The organism is Shewanella sp. (genome assembly GCF_051658185.1).
GTDB lineage: Bacteria > Pseudomonadota > Gammaproteobacteria > Enterobacterales > Shewanellaceae > Shewanella.
The window spans coordinates 1-1,932 of sequence record NZ_JBOFMC010000028.1; the positions used below are offsets into that span (position 1 = coordinate 1).

Genomic DNA, 1,932 nt, shown 5'->3' on the forward strand with positions numbered 1-1,932 from the left:
GAGTCCATCCATGGATGCTCGGCCGCCCCGTCCGTGGGGCGGACGGTCGCCTCGCCAATCACCTTGGCTCGCCTGTTTAGCATTGTCGTAGCCTGTAGATTTTTAAAAACCTTACGCAGCAGGCTTTTGGACAAAAGCGTGATAAACCCTTTGATCTAACTCGTCAGTTTCGGATAAAAATTTCTATGGAGATAACGCAAAGCACACGGGCGGAAAAACGCGTTAGCGTTTGACGTCCCTGCAGCTGCAGGCTGCGAGTGATGCGCCTTGTTAGCCATACTTTACTTGAATAACTCATTAACCCAAGCAATATGGCTTTTGTTGATATTGTTTAAAGGAGCCAAAGCGTTAAAATCTAGCTCCCAACGTTTAAATAACACGAATAACTGGTTTATCGTACTTTGCGAAACTGGCTCATTTAGCTCAATTATTAAATCCAAGCCGCGCCCTGTAACCGATTGGTAATTTGGCAGAGAGTATATCCACTCAAAAAACTTATCTTCGTCTTCCTGGCACCAAAACCTCGGCCCTTTGACTGTAATCTGCACAAATGCTCCTTGTAGGGCTAATAATAAATCTGGCCATCCATTTTAGATCAACAACATAATGCACTTTCAGTTTGTCTACAACCTAACTCTGGCTAAATGGCTTCAATGAGAGTCATCAAAAGTTGCAGGGATAACACCTGAGGCAATAGATTGAGCTAATTCATTCAAAAATGGTGTATTTCAGACGAGGTGAGTCATCCCATAGTGCTTGGGAGGTCTTAGGCAATGATTGCCGTCAAAGGGATATAGTCGTTGTCAGTTGCGGTGCAAGTACTGGCAGCTTGACGCAAAGTGCCGTCGTCGTTTTTCTAAGTGTTCGCAGTAATCGGTCAGTTTTTGCAAAGTTCCTACTGGGCCATGAAATAGCTTGCCAAAATCTGCGGTCAGTTTAAGCCAATTATCATGGGGAATGTTCAATCTGGTCAGTAGCTTGGCGCTATTTTCACTGATACTTCCGCGCTTATCATTACGAATGATTCGACCAGTATCATCTACCAATTCAAGGTAATCCGTTAAGGAAAACGCAATGCCATTGGGTGGGTTGTCGCGCTCGTTACCAATAAAAGGCAGGAGATTGCTCGGCTGCTCGCCTTTTAATGCGGCCCGAATACGCAATTGAATACTGGTATGATCGGATTGTTCTGGCGTATCCGCGAGTTGCGCTCTGATGGGACTTTCTTTTAATAAAGAGTAATCAACATAAGTCATACAGGCTAACACCGCAGCTTCATCCAGTAAGGCTTGCGATTTAAATCGACCTTCCCAGAACCGACCTGTACAGTTATCTTCTTGATTTGCTTGCCTTGCGATAGGTTCATTCAAACAGCGCATAAACCATGAAATATCACACAAACGACTGCGATAAAGGGCGATTGAATGCTTTAATCTACTGACCTCATGCGCTTCAACTAACTCACCTTTAACGAATTTTTGCGTTAATGCATCGCCGTTAAACAGCTTATGCCATTGCTCAAGCACTTCGCGGTCAGTCCAACGGTTGGCACTGTCGATATCAACCCGCAGCACCAGATGCAGATGATTCGACATCACCGCAAACGCTGCCACATCAATAGCAAAAACCGCTGCAAGCTCAAACAGTAGCGATTCAACCCAACCACGGCGATGGTCATAATTTTTACCCGAATAGGCATCATCACCACATAAAAATGCTCGCCGCACCACGCGGCTACAGCAATGGTAATAAGGGGTGTCTTCAAGACTTATCTGAGTTCTGCGAGGGCGCGGCATACAAACCTCCTTGTTTAATTCTTAACCAAAGCATAGTCGGAGGCTAACGGCAGCGCCATGAAGGTTGGGTTAAAGATGGGTGTCCAGCTTTGCTTCCAGCTTGCAGCCGTCCCTCTCGACTGCCGGGTTAGATTGC

The 1,932-nt window shown here is 45.8% G+C and carries 2 protein-coding genes; both read right to left on the reverse strand.

Going from position 1 to position 1,932, the window contains the following annotated elements:
- Nucleotides 1-281: 281 nt before the first annotated feature.
- Nucleotides 282-548, reverse strand: coding sequence for a hypothetical protein (locus tag ACRCZA_RS01085; protein ID WP_438672642.1), 267 nt, complete (start codon nucleotides 546-548; stop codon nucleotides 282-284).
- Nucleotides 549-803: 255 nt separating this feature from the next.
- On the reverse strand, nucleotides 804-1,796 hold the full coding sequence (locus ACRCZA_RS01090) for a transposase (protein ID WP_438672643.1): 993 nt from the start codon (nucleotides 1,794-1,796) through the stop codon (nucleotides 804-806).
- Between the last annotated feature and the right edge of the window lie 136 nt (nucleotides 1,797-1,932).